Source organism: Stenotrophomonas sp. GD03680, assembly GCF_029844625.1.
GTDB classification, from domain to species: domain Bacteria; phylum Pseudomonadota; class Gammaproteobacteria; order Xanthomonadales; family Xanthomonadaceae; genus Stenotrophomonas; species Stenotrophomonas maltophilia_P.
Genome location: NZ_JAOCKC010000001.1, coordinates 261,996 through 278,980, shown reverse-complemented (window position 1 = coordinate 278,980; position 16,985 = coordinate 261,996). Strand labels below are relative to the sequence as shown.

Below are 16,985 nucleotides of genomic sequence, written 5' to 3'. Positions count from 1 at the left end.
TCGGTTCGTGCCTCCATAGAAATGACATCAAAGGAGTCATACATGCAGACGCAATATAGCTATCGAGCTGTCGACAAAGAGTTTCATGAACCATGGCAGAGAGCTTTGGGAAATGCGGTCGAGCACGCCCTCAAGCCATTGCTCGACAAACACACTAAAGATTCAGTGCGACTTCGAATCGTCCTTGATCGCGACAAGACCAAGCGGCAATTTCTGGCCAGTGGCTATATGCACCTGCCCGGCAGAAAGATTGTCAGCGTTACTGCATCACATGACGAGCTGACGCCCCTCGCGCAGATGCTCGCACAGTCGTTGTGCCGTCAGGCCAAGAAGCATTTTGACCGGCTGCATGCTCAGGACCAGATCAAGCGCAAAGCACGACGCGAGCGCTTGCGCGAGCTCAAGGTGCGAATTGCCGCAAAACCCGCGTCAGCCGCCCATGAGGCCAAAGTGACCCGAATGCCTCTACTGTCGAAACTTGAGGCTGTCGCAAGGCGTGAGCTGGCTTATCTGCGTGCCGTCGGCGATTTACCGCGCGATTATCCGACGCTGCGCGACGTGGTGGGTGAAGCGATTGTCCAAGCTGAGGTGGAATGGCAATCCGTGCCGGAAGAAAAAGCGGCTTACTTCGGTCTTCTGAAGCATCTGTTCGCCGTGCTGGATCACGAAGTGGCAAACAGCCGGCAATTTGGCGAATTCGTTTCTCTGGACGCGCCGGTCGAAGCGGATGCCCAGGACGTCGCCGAGGCCATGGTGGAAGAGGAAGTCTTCGAATTTTATCAGCCCGATGACACACTCAGGCTGGCCGATATCATCGCTGACAGTCAGCATCCCGATGCCGCAACGATCGCGGAACAGCAGGAGCTAGTTGATCGGTCGAGCGAGTTCGCTTTTGCATTCGACCTGCTGAAGGACATGCCGCGTTTGTGGCGGCGCATTTTTCTGCTTATCCGTGTGGACGGGCTGGATGCCAGCAGCGTCTCTGAAATCCTGCTGATTCCTAGTAAGGAAGATACTGTCCAAAGGTGGCTCATGCAGGCCGAAGCGTTCATCGCTGCTCATTTGGAAGAGGCCGGAGTAAGCAAAGACGGGAACGATTGGCTCCAAGGCGTTGATTGGTCGGCATTGTCTGTGACCCGAAGCGCGGCAGCCTCACTGTGGTCCAAGGAGGCGAACCATGAAGAATGATCTTCACCTCGTCTGTCCGCATTGCCAGTCCATCAACCGCGTACCGACTGCGAAGCTATCGGAACATCCCAACTGCGGCCGCTGCCAGCAGCCCTTGTTCACGGGCGAACCCATCGAGTTGACCACGGCGACGTTCTCGCGCCACGTGGAGCGCAGCGACCTGCCACTGTTGGTAGATTTCTGGGCACCTTGGTGCGGGCCGTGCAAGATGATGGCCCCGCAGTTCCAGCAAGCGGCGCGTCAGCTCGAACCCAGGGTCATGCTGGCCAAGGTCAATACCGAGGCAGAACCCCACCTGGCCGCGCAGTTCGGCATCCGCAGCATTCCGACGCTCGCCCTGTTCCAAGGTGGGCGGGAGATCGGGCGTCAGGCGGGCGCCATGGGCGCGCAGGACATCGTGCGCTGGGCATCTGCACAGGTGGGGCGCTGACCGATGCAGGACTTGCTCGGCGCCACCCTGATCCTGCTGGCGGCATGCAGTCTCGCGGCGGTGGCGACGGCGGCGTTCAGAGTACCCGCCTTGCTGGGTTACCTCGCCGTCGGCGCCTTGCTGGGCCCGTCGGTCAGCGGTGTAGTCGCGCCGGGAGAAGCGCTTGATTTTCTGTCCGAGCTGGGCGTGGCCCTGCTGCTGTTCATGGTTGGGCTGGAGTTCTCCCTCGGGCACTTCTGGCTTTCCCGTAAAACCGTATTGGCGGCCGGCAGCTTGCAGATGATCGCTGTCGCCACGCCACTGACCTTGATGTTGATGTGGCTGGGACAGCCAGTTCAGTGCGCTGCGTTGCTCAGCACTGCGGCGGCCATGTCGTCCACGGCGCTGGTCAGCCGACAGCTGGCCGACCAAGGCGAGCTCACCACCCGCCACGGCCGCAGCGCCATCGCCGTGCTGGTCTTTCAGGACCTGGCCAGCGTGCCCCTGCTGGCCCTGCTGGCGATCTGGGCGCGCGGCGAGTCGCCGAAGATCGAGAGCGTGCTGCTCGAAGTGTTGGGCGTGCTGATGTTGTTCGCGGCAGCGGCCCTCGCCTCCCGTCGTCTGTTGCATGGCCTGCTGGGCTGGGTGGCGCGGCAGGGCCACGAAGAATCCTTCGTGCTGGTTTCCTTGTGCGTGGTGGTGGCTGCCGCCGCTGCTGCACACGCGGTCGGCGTATCCGCCGCCCTGGGTGCGTTTTTGGCCGGCATGGTGCTGGGCGAGAGCGACTTCCGTCACCACATGGAAAGCCACCTCAAACCGTTTCGCGATGTGTTGTCGGGGGTGTTCTTCGTGACCATCGGCCTGCAGTTGGACGGAGCGCAGATTCTTTCGGCACCACTGGCGGTGTTCGCGTGGCTGGCAGTGCTGGTACCGGTCAAGATCGGGCTCAACACCCTGGCCTTGCGGGCGACGCGCCTGTCCGCCTTCGATGCCTGGCGCACGGGCATAGCGTTGGGGCATGGCGGCGAGTTCGCCCTGCTGTTGTTGGGCATGGTCTTGCAGCAGCATCTGATTCCCGCGACCGTCGTACAACCCATGCTGGTCGCGCTGGTGCTCAGCATGGCCTTGGCACCGCTGCTGATCCGCCATCACGATGTACTTGCCCGGTTCTTGAGCCGCACCGGCGGCGTCATTCAGCCACCCCAGGCTGAAGAAGTTGAGATCACCGCGCAGACAGCGCGATTTCGAGACCACGTCATCATCTGCGGCGCAGGCGAGCTTGGCCTGACAGTCAGCGAAATTCTTCGACACGCGGGCGTGGCGCATCTGCTGCTGGAAGCAGACGAGCAGAAGGTCGAGGCCGCACGTGCCGCCGGCGCGCCGGTGTTCCATGGCGATGCCAGTCGCCCCGATACCTTGCTGGCTGCCGGGTTGGCGCAAGCGCGTCTGGTGGTGCTCACGTTCGACCATGCCCAGCAAGTGCTGCGCATCGCCCAGGCGATTGCCGAGCGCCGTCCGGCGCTGACCTTGTGGGTGTCATGCAGAAGTACGACCGCGGCCGATGCACTTCGCGCCATGCCCAACGTGCATGTACACCAGCAATCCTTTGCCGCGGCCCTTGGGCTGGCGGAACAGGTGATGTCGTCGCTTGGCATGTCGGCCGAGCTCGTCGAACGAAACATCAGTGCGATGCGCCGCCGTCTCGACAGCGGCAATGTCGCAGGGAGTCCATCTGCATGAAGTCAACAGGCCGCAATCCATTTCAGGTCTTCCGTGACCAATGGGCCATCATGAGTTTATACGATCGCTTCGAGCAGGTCGTCGCCCTCGTTCTGTCGGCGGTAATTGCCGTCATCATCGTGGTGTCGCTGTTCCAGCTCATCGCCATCGTCTTCACGCTGCTGGTCCTCGATGCCTTCAATCCCCTGGATCACAAGGTATTCCAGAGTGTGTTCGGCATGATCATGACGCTCTTGATCGCGATGGAGTTCAAGCATTCCATTGTGCGCGTGGCGCTGCGTCGGGACAGCATCATCCAGGTCAAGACCGTGATCCTCATCGGTCTGATCGCGCTGGCGCGCAAGTTCGTGATCCTTGACCCCGAGGCGAGCCCCGCAAAGATAGCCGCGCTGGCAGGCGCCACGCTGGCTCTGGGTGCGACCTACTGGCTGCCGCGCGAGCGCGGCGACCGCGCCGCCGAGACCTCTTGACCTGCCCCCACTGAGCCGTACCACGTGAAGCTGTAAAGTCCGTCAACCCGAGAGGACGGACATGCGCAAGAGTCGCTTCACCACCGAACAGATCATCGGATTCATCAAGCAGGCCGAGGCCGGCATGGCAGTCGCGGAACTGGGCCGCCAGCACGGCTTCAGCCCCGCCAGCTTCTACGCCTGGCGGGCCAAGTACGGCGGCATGGAGGCCGAGGACGCCAAGCGCCTGAAGGAGCTGGAAGCCGAGAACAACCGGCTCAAGCGGTTGCTGGCCGACGCCCATTTGGACACCGAGGTGCTGAAGATCGGCTTCGGGGTAAAACGCTAGCCCCGCAACGCAAGCGCGAGGCAGTCCGACGCATGCTCGACCAGACGGTGTTGAGCGAGCGCCGGGCTTGCCGCCTTGCGGGGCTGTCCCGCGATGCCTTCCGCCACCCGCCCGTGCCGACGCCTGCCACCCAGGCACTGTCGGCACGGATCATCGAACTGGCCCAGATCCGCCGCAGGTTCGGCTATCGCCGCCTGCACGACCTGCTGCGCCCGGAGTTCCCAGACGTGAACCACAAGAAGGTCTATCGGCTCTACAGCGAGGCCAGCCTCGCCGTGCGCCGACGCAAGAAGGCCAAGCGCCCCCCGCTTGAGCGACAGCCTCTGGCGATCGCTACGGCGCCCAACCAGGTCTGGAGCATGGACTTCGTCAGCGACGCCCTGGCCAACGCCCGGCGGCTCAAGTGCCTGACCGTGGCCGACGACTTCACCCACGAGTGCGTGGACATCACGGTTGACCATGGCATGGGTGGCGCCTACGTCGTCCGGATCCTCGACCAGGCCGCCTGCTTCCGGGGCTACCCGCGGGCCGTACGCACGGACAACGTGCTAACTCTGGAGTCAACAACAAATTGGGAGCGAACGGATCCGCGGACGTCGCTGACGTCCGGTCAGGCAAGTCGCACCGCTATTTGCACCAAGTCCCGTGGGCTTCCACGTCTTCAGGGTCTCCTGGTCTGACCATAGTGAACACGAGGTCCAGAACGGCCTCGAACGTGCCTAAAACAGCATGGAGTCCCGTGGAAGGCCCGAGCATTATCTACAGGATCCTAAGAGGTCCCGACGGCCCTACGGAGAGGGGTCGATCCACGGGGTAAAGCATTTTCGAAGTAGCAGCGGTATTGGGTTTGTTGCTTGACCAGGCCATAGGCGACACGCGCCATCTTCGCGGCCACGGCAGTCAGTGCTTTTCTTTTGCGGTCGGCGTTGGATGGATCGTTCCGGATGTAGCGCTCGTACTTCTCCCGGAAGCTGTTCTCCCGCATCCGGATGGCCACTGTGGCGGCAAACCAGAAGGCGAAGCGAAGGCGCGCATTGCCGCGCTTGGACAGCCGCTCCTGGCCCTTGTATTGGCCTGATTGGCACTTGGCCAGATCGAGGCCGCAGTACTTCAGGAACTGGCGATGGTGGGCGAAGCGACGCAGGTCGCCAGCGTCGGCCAGAATGGTCAGTGCAAGCACAGGTCCAATACCCGGAATCGAACGCAGCGACTCATAGTCTGGGCGCCCCGAAAGGGTCTGGTGCGCCTGTTCCGCGAGCCGGTCGCGCTGCTGGACCAGCTCCTGGAAGCGCTGCAATTGCAGGCGGAAGCTCTGAACCTCGAGCGAGTCATCGGCGACAGGCAAGCCAATGCTTCGCAGGGCGATTTCATATAGTTCGCGTAGCCATGCCGCCTTGTTGACCTTGCGCCCCACCAGGTCCCACGCCTCCTTGCGGAACGTCTCGTAGTCACGCTGTTGGATTGATGCCGCAGTAGGAAAGCGGAGCATGAAGCGGGCGAACCAGTCCGCATGTGCGCTGTCGAAGTAGCGCTCGATTTCGGGAAAGTACAGCGGCAGATAGTGCGTCATCAAGCTGTGCTGCAGTCGCGTCCTTGCCAGGCTGATCTGATAGTGAGTCTTGGACAGCTCCTGCAATCCGTGGTGCCCGGCCAGCAAGGGATCAATGTAGCGCAGCGTCATGCCCTGCTTGAGCAGTGCGAGAATCACGCGGGCATCTTTCGGGTCGTTCTTGTCCCATGAGTTGAACATTGCTTCGCGGTAGCGGGCGCCAGCGACTGATGAGACAAGGCAAACGTCGAAGCCTTCCGTGAGAAGCCGGAAAGCCAGCGTTCGATGGCAGTCTCCAGTGGGTTCCATGGCGATCCTGGCAGGCTGGGGTAATCCACGCAGCAGAGCGACCAGACGATCGTGCTCTTCCATCGAGCTGGCCGGCGAAAGAGGTCGACAAGGCGGTGGAGCAGGGATGCTGGTTCAGTGTGGGCCCAGCGATGCTAGGCAGTTCAAAGGGACGCGCTCTGGTGGATCGCATGCCAAGGGAGAGGGTGCTCACCGAATCCGATGGTCCGTTTGCGCAATTTGATGGCCGCTCTATTCTTCCGTGGGAGGCGTCGTTCGCCGTACTCGGATTGAGTGCTGTGTGGGCAGTGCAGCCCGCGGAAGCAGAGCAGCAACTTGCTGAGAATCTGATGCGCTTAGGCTCGGCACCGTTCTAGAAGTGCCTCCGAGCGCACGGTCAGCCGTCGCGGAGGCGAGCAGACGCCTTGTCGATGAAGAGTGACATCTCCAACCGGGAGGACAATGCCCCGGGCGGCACATCCGTAGCTAGTTTTTGGGCAAGCACCGATGCCAGAGCCATCTGGGCATCAGTTGGTGCTTTTATGTCCCAGTCCAAGGCTTCAGACAGTGCGCTGGTCAAGTGCTTGCCAAGCCTAATGTTGAATCGCTCACGCGCGGTCGCCTCTCGCAACCGGGCCCATTGACGAACGAGGGCGCGCTCGTCCGACTCCGAGATCGGGACCTCGAGGGCTATGCCGTGCTCAGGTGCGACCAGATAGAGGCCCATGAAGCAGTTGGATCCTTGAAGACTTGACCGGATACTAAGTATATCTTAGTGTGAAAGCGTGGACGCTTGCGCCATCCTATGGTTCCAACCGTAGGGGGCCCAGTGTCCGACACCTCGCGTCCGATCTTTGCCCGGAGACTGGCCGAAGCCCGCAAGCGCGCGGGTTTTTCCCAGGCTCAGCTTGGCGTTTTGGCCGGTATGGAGCCTGAAGTGGCGAGCCCTCGCGTCAACCAGTACGAACGCGGCGTGCATGAGCCTCGCGCCGAGATGGCGAAGAAGCTTGCGGAAGCCTTGAATGTCCCTGCTGCGTTCTTGTACACCGAGGACGAAATGTTGGCCAAGCTGCTCCTACGCTGGAATGATCTCAGCAAGACGCAGAAGCGCGATCTGGTGAAGCAGGTCGAGCAGTCAACTGCCACAAGCAAGTGACGGCCGAACCGGCAGTGCGCGCCTTCCAGTCGGACGATGAGTCGGGAGACGTGAATGCCTGACGTTCGGAACGAATCCGTGAGGGTCGCTTTTACCTCCGAGGAGAAGCGCAAGCTTGTCGAGTCCGCCCGCATAGAAGGCCGATCACTCGCTGACTACATCCGCGAGCGTGTCCTTGCGGAATGCCGAGTAGAGGACGAGGTGTTACATTTCCTGCTAAACGACTTGGCTCGCGCAGCGATGCCGCTGCAACGTGCCGGAACCGGTCAGCCCGATCCGGACGACGCTAGTGCGCCACAAGAACTGCCGGAGCAGCAGCGCGCACGCATAGCCAAGGAAGTGCGGGCTTCATTGTCTGGCGAGCAGATCGAAGCTTTGTCCCAGTTCTTGAATCCTGCGTTCGAGCGAGGGCTTTGGCCCGGCCCCGCGCCGCGAAATGGGAGGATGGAAGATGGGCAGCCAGGATCCAAATGATTCCCTGTCCAATGGTCCAACGAGCTTCATCTGCATCCGGTAGACGGTGGCCGTTGGATCGGGGTGGTATACGGAAAGATGCCAACCGGATGGACACTGGGCGGCTGTCAAGTATCGACACCGTATGTGGCCGATGTACCGATTAGGCCATCTGCCACATGATGCAGCCATACGCGATTAGGGGACGTTTATCGGGGTAGGGCGGCTGAGCCCACTCCTTCAGCCTGCATCTTGCGCGTTAAGCAATGACCGCCCGACAAGGCGCACCGGGTCAAACGAGAACACGTGCTCCAGCGGCGCATCATGGCAGCGACCAACCAATCGGTCAGGAAACGCGGCCCGTCCGTAATCCAGATCCACCTCGGCCGAGCAGATCGGGCACGTGCCCCAGTGGCGCACGACGGAGAACTCTCGGGACTTCAACTTTCGACCTGGCGCCGGCATGGTGCGGAGCTGACCGTAGAGCTCGCTCAGCGCCAGGAACGAGGGCTCCGCTATGGTTACCCGCTGTGTGGGCAGAAGGATCAGCCGACCGCGACGCCTTCCGGCAGTGCTATGTGCAGGCCTACCCGGATGCGAAGAAGGGCGGCATTGCCACGGTGTCCGGCATTCCCTACCGGTTCCTGCACGAGATGAAGGCCGGTGACCTGGTGGTGTACCCCTCCAAGCAGGACAAGCAGGTACACATTGGCCGCGTCACTGGCCCGTACCAGCATGTGGCCGATGCCACCCACGGGTACCCGCACCGCCGCAGCGTGCAATGGCTGAGCCACGTGCCGCGCCTGCAGTTCACCCAGGGCGCGCTGTACGAAATCGGCTCGGCGCTCAGCCTGTTCCAGGTCAAGAGCTATGCCGACGAATTCCGCGCGGCGGTGGGCGGCAAGTCCGCACCTCCGTTGCCGGTGGACCAGGACCATTCGGTGAGCCTGGTCACCGATGACATGGAAGACACCACCCGCGACTTCGTGCTCAAGCGCCTGGCGCAGGAATTGAAGGGCCTGCCGCTGGAGGATTTCGTGGTGCACCTGCTGCAGTGCATGGGCTACCACGCGCGCAAGACCCGTGTGAACGAGCCCAGCGTGGACGTGATCGCCCACAAGGACCACCTGGGCATCGAGCCGCCCATCATCAAGGTGCAGGTCAAGAGCAGCCCCAACACCGTGACCGACAAGGACGTGTCGGCGCTGTACGGCAAGCTGTCCCACGGCGAATACGGGCTGTTCGTGACCCTGGGCAGCTACAGCCCGTCCTGCCGCAATTTCGAACAGGGCAAGGGCAACCTGCGCCTGATCGACGGAGATGAACTGGTGGACCTGATCTTCGCCCACTACGAGCAGTTCGATTCACGCCACAAGGGCCTGCTGCCGTTGCGCCGCATCTACGTGCCGCAGGTGCTGGAGGCGGACTAACAATGGCAGGGCTGCGAATTTGATGCATCGCTCCATCTATCTGGTACGCCACGGAGAAAGTGTCTCCAATGCGGGTGGCATCACCATGCCCCATGCCTTGATTCCACTAACAGAAGCGGGGCGCAAGCAGGCAGAGGCGCTATCGGCTCGGTTGCCAGCTCAGCCCCCCAGGATTCTTGCCTCGCCCTTTATCAGGGCGCTGGACACCTCCGAGCCTTACGCCAAGCGAAGGCAGGTCAAGATCGAGCAGGAGCCGTTGCTGCAGGAATTCGACATGATCGACCCGGTGTTGATCGCCGGCATGGACCAAGACCAACGGCGCCCGATCGCCGATGCGTTCTGGAAAGAGGGTGATCCCACAAAGCAGATGGGCGAGCAGGCCGAAAGCTTCGGGCAGTTCGCGAGCCGAGTATCCGCGTTCATGACCGACCGGCTCCCGCTGCTACCCGACGGAACGGTCTGCTTCGGTCACGGCATCTGGATCGGCATGGTGGCGTGGAAGCTGTTGGGGTTCGGCGCAGACACCAGTGATGACATGCGCCGCTTCCGGCGTTTCCAGACTGGCCTGCCGCTGCCCAACGGCGCGGTCTACGCGCTTGAGGAATTGGCGCCCGCTCAGTGGTTACTCCTCAATAGATTCGCGTGAATCACACGCTTCCGCACCGCGGTCGAAGCATCGCCGATTACTTTGGCCTGCGCTGCGGAAGTGACTCCACCGTTGCTTCTGGCAGCGCGCCCAGCTGCGCCAGCTGGTCCCTTGAGCCGCTGTACGATTCATAGAACTGTGCCCACTTGCTGAAGCCGCCCAGTTCGCCTACTGCGCGGATCATCGCGACGTGGGATGCCGTGAGCAGAGCGACCTGCGATTCAAGCTCGGCGATGCGCACATCGCGATCTGCCAGGGCGCTGGCCGCGGCATCACCAGAGAGCTTTCCAGGCCTGCCTCGCCAACGACGGAATTCGGCTTGCCGCTCCTGATACTGCGCAAGCATGCGGCTGCGTTCTTTGCTGCGGGTGATCGATGATGCGGCTTTGATTTGCGGATGCAAGCGTGCAACCGCCCGCGCGGTGATGTCCTCGTCGCGCGATAGCAGGTCGTCCAGCACTCGGCGCATTTCCGGATCGCAATCGCGTGTGGCTTGTTGCAAGCTGTCGTTATCCATCCATGACTCCGCTGCGGCGAGGAAGAGAGAGGTCGGGACCATCAGGGAATGGCTTATCGCCTTCCTTGGTCGCCAGGAGCGTGCGCACGCCGTCAAGTCTGACCTTGGCATGTTGAATCTGGTTCGTGCGGCCGATGCTCTTTGATGGCCTGGCTTCTGCGATCTCGACAGCCGCGGCCAACTTGAGTTCGAGCGTCCGCAGGTGACGGCGGTTCTCCGGCAAGTTGGTTGCCGACAGATGACGGCAGCCGGAGAAGCACTCCAGATGCTTTGGACACGGATCGACAGTGAAGCTGTTCAAGCAATGTCCGTATGGAGTCGCGTGAAAGCCATCGGCTTCGACCTTCAGAAACTCGAACGCTGCGGTGTCACCCTCCGCGCTCTGGATCTTCTTGAACGCATCCACGATTGGACCACTGGCTTTGCCGGATTGGATCATCTTCGCGACAGTGCTGGCTTTCTCGCCGAGTGCCATTTCCACGTCTGGAGGCAGTTCGAGTTGATCCAACTCTTCCGCCAAGCTGCGATGATCGTACTCGTAGCTTTGGGCCACGCTGCGGCGATTGAAGCGTTTGGAGATGACGGTGTCGGCTACGCCGAGACGGAAAAGCTCGGTGTTCTGTAGGTGACGCAGGGTATGGGAGGTGAGTACCAGGTCCTTGTCGTCGTCAGATTGCCCATACCGTTTGAAAAGCGTGTCGCGGGACTTCTGCTCGCCGAGGGAAAGATTGACCAAGCTTGTATCGGGCCGACCAACGGAAATGTATCGGGTGACATCGCAGACCCCATTGTTTCGCTCCTCGGCTAGGGACCGTTTCGGATGCAGGAAAAGGAATTCCCAGGAAGCAAAGCTGCGATCGGTCAGACTGAAAAGCTCGGTGTCCGGCAACTTTGAGCTGGCCGCGACACGAAGGTAACTTTCAAGATCTCCGATTCTTACGAAGACCTTGCTCATGTCGCGCTTGCCGTTGGGTGAGACCGCCCTGCCTTCGACGTCTCTCAGCACCAATGCGCCACCATCTTTGCCCTCGAATCCCGCCATCCGGCGAAAGTACATGCGAGCGGTCGCACTCATTTCACCTTGAAGACTGGCATTCAAGCTCTCTTGAACTTTCTGGAGCTCGTCGAAGCAATCAGCGGAATAGTTTTGACGGCACTTCTGCATCCAATACTGTTTCTTGTCCTCGGCCAGGTCTAGCCAGAAGGCGTTTCCGGAAAGGCGAGAGTAGATTTGCGTGGTCGGCACCAGCTCACCGAGCGCAAAGTCTGGCAGAACGCGCCCTGTTTCAGTTTGCTTCCTCAGCGTGCTTCGTAGCGGATTTGTGATTGCCTCAGCACGGGTCAGGGTCTCGCTCACGATCTCCTCGAACATCTGGGGAACGTAGTGAGTCTTGGCGACTAGCACCTTGCTATCTGCATTCTTTGCCTGCTGCTTTTCGGCGAAGTGCCGAATCATGAGCGATTTGGAGTAGCCACCTAGCTCCCCTGCAGGCCGCTGCTTCGAGTCGTAATAGTGCCGGTCCGTCCGCCACTCAGCGGGGAGGAGCGTGGCCTCACCAATTCGGAAGCCCGTCAAGATCATGATGCGAATGGCCGCAAAGCGCAGTTCGTCCATGAAGGTCAGGGGCTGCTCGGTCATAACGATCCGGACCAACTCCCAGAACGCGCGACGTTCTGGTAGGCGCTCAGCGCGCTTGCGATCTTCCAGGTTGTGCCGAATCTCCGCTTGAGAATTGAGAAATTTGGACCGCCGAGTGGCTCTAGGCTGGAGACGTGCGGCGGCGAGGGCAGGGTAGAGCGGCCCCACATCGGCCAAATGGTTGGCATCAAACACCACCTTGGTCAGACCCGCGATCAAGTCGCCAAGCTTGCCCGACGCCTGGATGCTGTTGCCGGTGCGAACCGCGAGAGCCATCTCGTCGACGGTGACACTCCACGGCTCAGCGTCCCCCGCGCATGTAGCGATCACGCGCAAGGGGCGTGCCACATTGTTGGCGATGTGACCGAACGAGTTGCGGCGAACAAACAGCTGTTCCATGACGGCAGCTTTGATGAGGTCTTGCCATGCGGGCGAAAAAGTGCGCGCATGCAGAACCGGTAGCCCGTTCGAAGAGTGGGCTGCGTTGAGCGCATCAAGTGCCGAAGGTTCCGAACTGAAGTGGCGCAAGCGATGCTTAGGTGCAACGCCTCCTGCAAGCGCAGTGAGGTCCCAGTCGTACCCTTTGATCGCCGTGCCGCTCTGGTCCAGAGGAATTCCCCAAGGAACCCCATGCGTCGCGGCCAGTTCCATTCCGAGCTTGATGAAAGCGGCGAAGTGGGGATTCAAGACGGCGTACCTTCGAGCTCAACCACCACTGCCTGAACCTCTGCGATCGTCCGTTCAAGCTGTAGATAGGCCGGCGAAACCGCGTCGCCACGAGACGAGTCGTGGAAAAACCGCGCCACATCCCGAAAGTCGGCTAGAACTCTCGAGTGCATCTGAACGTCGTGAATCGGCATGAACTTCCTGCAGCCGTAGCAGGACAAGATCGGGTTGTAGGGACACGCAGCCTGCCCGGAGGTGCACCCACCGATCCCCGCGATCGGAACACCATGTGGCGCTCCGCCAATCTGCTGGGACTCTTTCAATTGCGCGAGTTCTTCTGGACCGATAAAACGATTGTGGGCAATGCGAGCCACGCGCTGATAGATCTCGGAGATTCCCAGGGCTTTGTTCACCCGCTCAGCCTGGTTGGCCGATGTTTCGTAGTACACGAGCGCAGTCGTCATATCCGAGTGCCCAAGGAACTCGGCCAGTTCCTCTTGGCTTGCGCCGGCGTCAACGAGGCGTTGAGCGGCTGTATGTCGTAGATTGACGGCAGTCGCGCCAAGCTCGAGCAGATCGCGGAGTAGGGAGCTGATGCGACGACTTGCTTCATTTGCGGATGTGGCGCCGAACACCCTAGCGCCCGCGTCATCGCCATCAACCTGAAAGCGCCGTTCGATCTCGACGAAAAGAGGTGTCCACTCGCGTTTTACTCGTCTAAGCAGCGGCTTGGCGGCACTAGAACTCCGCTGTTTCGCCATGCGGAATGTGATGTGGACGGAAGCGAACATGTCGACGGATTCGTGACGAACTTTGACGTCACGAAACGTGAGCATTGCGATCTGAACCGGTCGCATCCCGAACTGGTACGCACACAGCAGCATCGCTGCGTCTTGCACATCTTCGAGGGTCAGCGACGACGCTTTGGCCTGGATTGCCGCTTCGTCCAAAAAACGAACTACCGCCGCTTCATCATCCACCGAGAGAAACGCTTCGCCAGACCGGACGACGGCGTACTTGTCGTTGAAGGGAAGGGGCAGGGCGGATATCACACCGTGATAGGAGTCAGCCCATTGGTTGAGTCGATATTTGCATAGCAGTCGCAGGATAGATTTCGCGCACGCGTACGCTTCCGCCGGCAGGTCGCGTGCAAAAAATGTCGCCCAGAATGATCCTATTCCTGTTGGTGCTACCCCCAACAACCTGACGATTTCTGCCTCGCCGATTGCCTTGCTGCCACGGGCGTACTTGCTTGCCGACGATGGAGCCAGGCCTTCACCCAGGAGGTACAAGAAGACGTGTTTTATCAACAAGGCGAGTTGCTCGGACAGATGATCAAAGCCAACTTTCACAACCCGGCCATCGATATGAACCGCAAAACATCTGGCATTGGCTGGATCTCGAATTGATCGTTGCTTTCCGTCGAAATCGTCGTAGTACCGAATCACCGGAGGCAACGACGGTAGTTGAGCAACTATTTCGCAAGCCCCAGCTTCCAGCTGCCATTGAATATTTTCATTTCTAGCCATGTCGCGCTCCAAGCGAGGCCTAGGAGGGGATCGCTCTTAGAACGGAAACTCTCTCGTCTAACGCGTCGTTCCAGACTGACGAGAGACGATCTTCAAACACTGCCCGGGCATAGCGAACTGGCATCTGTGACTCTCTGGACCAACCAAAAAACGCCCTGAGCTTCTGGAGCGCTTCTTCCATTGGATCACCCTGCTGCAGCAGCTGATTCAGTCTTACCACGGCGCATGTATGACGCAGATCGTGGGGTGTTATGGTCGTCTTCTGATTTCTGTCCGTTAGCTCTTTAAGGGCAGCGCGTGGGAGGCTCACGGAGATCTTTGCGAACATCTTCGTCAAAGACTCCGTTGACAACGGCGTGTTCTGCTGCGTGTTCAACAGGAAGGCGTGACTTGGCTTTCCTCGATAGTTCTCGACGTAGGTTTGCACCAACGCAGCAATCGTGTTGCTCACTGGCAGTTGACGAACGGAATCCGCAGATTTAATGCTGGGTCGCGAATACCGTGGATCAACCTCGTCATCGGAATACTTGCTTTCCGACACGTTCAACCAGTGCCGGGGTCGTTGTTGACGATCATCGAATCCGCTTTTGACAACATCCGCCGTGAGGAGCATCAGCTCACCGCGCCGGAGGCCCTGGTGAAGCATCAACAAGAAGGCCACGAAGGTTAGCCACCTGGTATGCGTTCTGGGGAATGGGTTGGTCGCAGATGCTGGGTCCAACATTTCGTATAACACTTCAACCACGCTGGCCGGCAGTGAACGGATCTGGCTCGCGTGCTTGCTCTTTCGCACATGTAGCTGCCCATAGAGATTGGACAGGCGATGCAGCCGACCCTCGATATGCCGTAATCGATCCGTTGGCAGGGTTGTCTTCGACAGCCAAGTGACTACGGCCGTGACGAAGGACAACCCGGTTCTCCAACGTGTCTCGTCGGCGGACCCTACGTAGGCTTGGTTTCGGATGGATATGAACCAAGACTCAAGAATCTCGGCAAGCCGTACGTCATCCAGGTCGCCCAATGCATCGTCTAGAGAACTGGTTCCAAATAGGCTGTCTGCGTGGGCGTAGAGGTTCTCCACATAGCGTAGCCGCTTGACCTGAGTGGATGCGGCAAGCTCAGAACTCGACATCGATGTCCAGACGCTGGCCCAGTAGCGCGGCAGCCTGTAGCGATCATCGACAATCAATGCGCCTCGGAGTGAGCTCGGGACTTGAGGATCATTCAGCAGTCTAAGCACAAGGAACTCTTGGAGAGAGCAACATGATTTGTACCATTTATCACGTCACTGTTGCGGTCAAGTAGGCCTAGAAGGCCTTCTCAACGCAACACCTCAATAACTACCACTTTTTCGCATAATGCATATTATGTTCGCCCTGGCCCAGCAAGGGCATCCCGGCACGCCTCTTGCCGCGTCCCGGCTGACATCGAGCCACAATGATGCGTGATCGGAAATTTACCGGTGCTTGGGCCGGCTTCTCGTTCAAGGGCGGCCGACTGGTCACGCCTGAGGGTCGTGAACTGCTGCCTGAGGACTTGGCATGGCTTTCCCTTCTGGCCGTCCAGGCCCATGAATGGCGCCGCTTGATGGAGACCGCACAAGGTGGCCAGAAACGTCCGTTTGGTCGGGCCGGCATCATTGATCTGGCCGACGTAATCCGTCGCCGGGCCCGCAGCTCGCTAGAGTGACCAGCAGCCTCGCGACTGATGCCTGTTCTGCTACTCACGGCAGTGCAGCCATTCGCCCTTGGCGTTGCGCAGCTGCTCCCGGTCGCTCAGCAAGGCATCTCATTACACACTGGCCGTGACGCGTCACGTTAATCGGTACGAATCGGCCCAGATCATCTGCTCTCCACGATCTGCAAGGCAGTTCCGCAGGCCCCGGGCGTCCGGAAACTATCGCGAAGCGGTTGATCCCCGTACCACGCAGCGGCCGGTCATCACCAGCCTGCGCACTGGCATCTCCGGTGCACGCAGGCGCTCCAGCAGCAGCGACATCGCGGCCCGCCCCATCTCTTCCACCGGTTGCTCGACGACGGTGATGCCCGGTTCAACCAGCTCGGTCCAGCGCTCGTTGTCGAACCCCGCCAGCGCCAGCGCGCCTGGAATCGCCAGTCCTGCGCTGCGTGCCGCTTTCAGTGCTCCCATCAGCAGCAGGCTGTTGCTGGTAACCAGCGCCTCGGGCCTCGAGGGCCCAGCCAGCCACTGTCCGGCGGTGCTGATGGCGGCCTCGGCCGTGGGTTCGACTTCCCGGTAGTCCGGTTTCAGCCCATGCCTGCGCATGGCCGCGAGATAGCCATCACGACGTTCGGCCGCAGTGGTGCTGGTGCTGCCGAACAGGCCGCCGATGCGTCGGTAGCCGCGTTCAACCAGATGCTCGACCAGGCCGGCCATGGCCGCCGGATTGTCCAGCACCACGCTGTCGATCGCCCCGCCCGGCGCGGCGCGGTCGACCAGTACCGTCGGATAGTCCAGCGCGAGCCGTTCCAGCCGCCCCACCGTGGTCCGGGTCGGCGCGAAGATCAGCCCGCTGATCCGCTCCTCGTGCATCAACTGCAGGTACAGTGCCTCGCGCTCGGGGTCCTCGTCGGTGTTGCACAGGGTGACGCGCAGGCCCTCGCGATAGGCGACCTCCTCCACCGCGCGGATCAGCGCGGTAAAGAAGGGGTTGCGGATATCCGCCACGACCAGCCCGATGATGCCGGTATGCCGGGAGCGCAGGCGCCTGGCCTGCAGGTTCGGACGATAGCCGGTCTGGCGGATGGCGGCCTCGACCCGGCTGCGCACCTCTCCACTGACCGGGCCGCCACCCAGCACGCGCGACACCGTGGATTTGGAGACGCCCGCCACGCGCGCCACGTCGTTGATGCTGATGCTCATTGGATTGGAAACGTTCCCGGTCAACTGTGCTGGCCGCAGCTCGACGGCCGTTCAGGACAATGCTAACGCCAAAGTACTATTGGATTTTTGTGCAGTG

The 16,985-nt window shown here is 60.7% G+C and carries 17 protein-coding genes and 1 pseudogene; 11 read left to right on the top strand and 7 right to left on the bottom strand.

The window, feature by feature from the left end; all coding sequences use genetic code 11:
* The first annotated feature begins 42 nt into the window (after window positions 1-42).
* The 5 genes and pseudogenes from N5J29_RS01230 to N5J29_RS01210 all read left to right on the top strand — a co-directional run.
* Complete coding sequence (locus tag N5J29_RS01230) at window positions 43-1,188, top strand: hypothetical protein (RefSeq protein WP_164152054.1); 1,146 nt, start codon at window positions 43-45, stop codon at window positions 1,186-1,188.
* Window positions 1,178-1,618, top strand: coding sequence for a heat resistance system thioredoxin Trx-GI (gene trx-GI / locus N5J29_RS01225; protein WP_164152056.1), 441 nt, complete (start codon window positions 1,178-1,180; stop codon window positions 1,616-1,618). The genes N5J29_RS01230 and trx-GI overlap by 11 nt, the downstream gene beginning before the upstream one ends.
* A gap of 3 nt (window positions 1,619-1,621) precedes the next feature.
* Window positions 1,622-3,337 (top strand): heat resistance system K+/H+ antiporter KefB-GI, encoded by a 1,716-nt coding sequence (kefB-GI, locus tag N5J29_RS01220; RefSeq protein ID WP_005409659.1) that lies wholly within the window; start codon window positions 1,622-1,624, stop codon window positions 3,335-3,337.
* Window positions 3,334-3,807: a heat resistance protein PsiE-GI gene (gene psiE-GI / locus N5J29_RS01215; protein ID WP_164152058.1), complete on the top strand. Its 474-nt coding sequence runs from the start codon at window positions 3,334-3,336 to the stop codon at window positions 3,805-3,807. Before kefB-GI ends, psiE-GI begins: the two co-directional genes overlap by 4 nt.
* A 61-nt stretch (window positions 3,808-3,868) precedes the next feature.
* Window positions 3,869-4,680, top strand: a pseudogene (locus N5J29_RS01210) (IS3 family transposase); the annotation flags it as partial.
* A 224-nt stretch (window positions 4,681-4,904) separates the two neighbouring features.
* Here N5J29_RS01210 and N5J29_RS01205 read toward each other — a convergent pair.
* Complete coding sequence (locus N5J29_RS01205; RefSeq protein ID WP_164152060.1) at window positions 4,905-6,056, bottom strand: IS110 family transposase; 1,152 nt, start codon at window positions 6,054-6,056, stop codon at window positions 4,905-4,907.
* A 68-nt stretch (window positions 6,057-6,124) separates the two neighbouring features.
* Here N5J29_RS01205 and N5J29_RS01200 point away from each other — a divergent pair, with 68 nt between their 5' ends.
* On the top strand, window positions 6,125-6,349 hold the full coding sequence (locus N5J29_RS01200; protein WP_279924082.1) for a TatD family hydrolase: 225 nt from the start codon (window positions 6,125-6,127) through the stop codon (window positions 6,347-6,349).
* A 20-nt stretch (window positions 6,350-6,369) separates the two neighbouring features.
* Here the strand turns inward: N5J29_RS01200 and N5J29_RS01195 are convergent, their stop codons facing one another.
* Window positions 6,370-6,699, bottom strand: a complete 330-nt coding sequence (locus N5J29_RS01195; RefSeq protein ID WP_005409652.1) for a hypothetical protein — start codon at window positions 6,697-6,699, stop codon at window positions 6,370-6,372.
* Between the two features lie 102 nt (window positions 6,700-6,801).
* Here N5J29_RS01195 and N5J29_RS01190 point away from each other — a divergent pair, with 102 nt between their 5' ends.
* The 4 genes from N5J29_RS01190 (at window position 6,802) to N5J29_RS01175 (ending at window position 9,657) form a co-directional block, all read left to right on the top strand.
* A complete protein-coding gene (locus N5J29_RS01190; RefSeq protein ID WP_005409651.1) occupies window positions 6,802-7,128 on the top strand; it encodes a helix-turn-helix transcriptional regulator in 327 nt (108 codons plus the stop codon).
* A gap of 54 nt (window positions 7,129-7,182) precedes the next feature.
* Window positions 7,183-7,602 carry a hypothetical protein gene (locus N5J29_RS01185; protein ID WP_005409650.1) on the top strand — a complete coding sequence of 140 codons (420 nt, stop codon included), beginning with the start codon at window positions 7,183-7,185 and terminating at the stop codon, window positions 7,600-7,602.
* A gap of 509 nt (window positions 7,603-8,111) precedes the next feature.
* Window positions 8,112-9,011: a restriction endonuclease gene (locus N5J29_RS01180; protein ID WP_239519789.1), complete on the top strand. Its 900-nt coding sequence runs from the start codon at window positions 8,112-8,114 to the stop codon at window positions 9,009-9,011.
* 22 nt (window positions 9,012-9,033) lie between these two features.
* Window positions 9,034-9,657 carry a histidine phosphatase family protein gene (locus N5J29_RS01175; RefSeq protein ID WP_279924081.1) on the top strand — a complete coding sequence of 208 codons (624 nt, stop codon included), beginning with the start codon at window positions 9,034-9,036 and terminating at the stop codon, window positions 9,655-9,657.
* Window positions 9,658-9,694: 37 nt separating this feature from the next.
* Here N5J29_RS01175 and N5J29_RS01170 read toward each other — a convergent pair whose 3' ends face one another.
* Genes N5J29_RS01170 through N5J29_RS01155 form a run of 4 tightly spaced genes read right to left on the bottom strand, consistent with a single transcriptional unit; the run spans window position 9,695 to window position 15,248 of the window.
* Entirely contained in the window at window positions 9,695-10,174 is a 480-nt protein-coding gene (locus N5J29_RS01170) for a hypothetical protein (protein WP_005409644.1), read from the bottom strand.
* The gene (locus N5J29_RS01165; RefSeq protein ID WP_032960046.1) at window positions 10,167-12,500 is read right to left on the bottom strand and encodes a hypothetical protein; all 2,334 of its coding nucleotides are present in this window, start codon (window positions 12,498-12,500) and stop codon (window positions 10,167-10,169) included. Before N5J29_RS01165 ends, N5J29_RS01170 begins: the two co-directional genes overlap by 8 nt.
* A complete protein-coding gene (locus N5J29_RS01160) occupies window positions 12,497-14,008 on the bottom strand; it encodes a site-specific integrase (protein WP_049449467.1) in 1,512 nt (503 codons plus the stop codon). Before N5J29_RS01160 ends, N5J29_RS01165 begins: the two co-directional genes overlap by 4 nt.
* Before the next feature lie 19 nt (window positions 14,009-14,027).
* Entirely contained in the window at window positions 14,028-15,248 is a 1,221-nt protein-coding gene (locus N5J29_RS01155) for a site-specific integrase (RefSeq protein WP_032960048.1), read from the bottom strand.
* Between the two features lie 200 nt (window positions 15,249-15,448).
* Between N5J29_RS01155 and N5J29_RS01150 the strand changes: the two genes are divergently transcribed.
* Window positions 15,449-15,697: a DUF3653 domain-containing protein gene (locus tag N5J29_RS01150; RefSeq protein ID WP_164152119.1), complete on the top strand. Its 249-nt coding sequence runs from the start codon at window positions 15,449-15,451 to the stop codon at window positions 15,695-15,697.
* A gap of 207 nt (window positions 15,698-15,904) precedes the next feature.
* On the opposite strand, the gene N5J29_RS01145 is transcribed toward N5J29_RS01150, so the two are convergent.
* On the bottom strand, window positions 15,905-16,888 hold the full coding sequence (locus N5J29_RS01145) for a LacI family DNA-binding transcriptional regulator (RefSeq protein WP_164152062.1): 984 nt from the start codon (window positions 16,886-16,888) through the stop codon (window positions 15,905-15,907).
* Window positions 16,889-16,985 lie beyond the last annotated feature (97 nt).